The organism is Tamlana crocina, assembly GCF_012037625.1.
The window spans coordinates 1-476 of record NZ_JAAVJS010000203.1; the positions used below are offsets into that span (position 1 = coordinate 1).

Annotated in this window: 1 pseudogene; it reads right to left on the bottom strand. The window is 38.0% G+C overall.

Features of this window, described 5'->3' with window-relative positions:
* Positions 1-223, bottom strand: a pseudogene (locus HC176_RS16320) (S9 family peptidase); the annotation flags it as partial.
* Between the last annotated feature and the right edge of the window lie 253 nt (positions 224-476).

Genomic DNA, 476 nt, shown 5'->3' on the forward strand with positions numbered 1-476 from the left:
CTTTAGCTTCTCCTCCTTTCACCGGAATCACAAAAGTCTTTGAAGTACCGGAGTTGGAGTCCAAATCGTAGGACCGGGTAGTAAAGATCACTTCTCCCCCATCATTGGAAAGTCCTACTGCAGAAACTCTTTTAAGCTCCCAAAGCTTTTCGGGCGTTAGCGTTTGTGCGGAAACAGTATGGTATAAACCTGCAAAAAGCAGAAAAAGGAGTAATTTTTTCATGGTAAGATAATTTATTCCGGAAGTGTTCTATGAAAAAAAATTTTCCGGTGTTTTCACCTGTTAAAGATAACATAAAGAGTTTATTCAGTTAACCGAAATTTTCAGCTTATAAAAATGACAGCTACTTCTTCTCTTTCCTTTTCATTCTCCTCATTTTCAGCAGAAAGAATAGCGGAGTTCCCAACATTAGCACAGAAAAAATAATAAGGAATTCCCCACTAAAACCTTTCGATCTTCCCAGGGAACTAAAGAT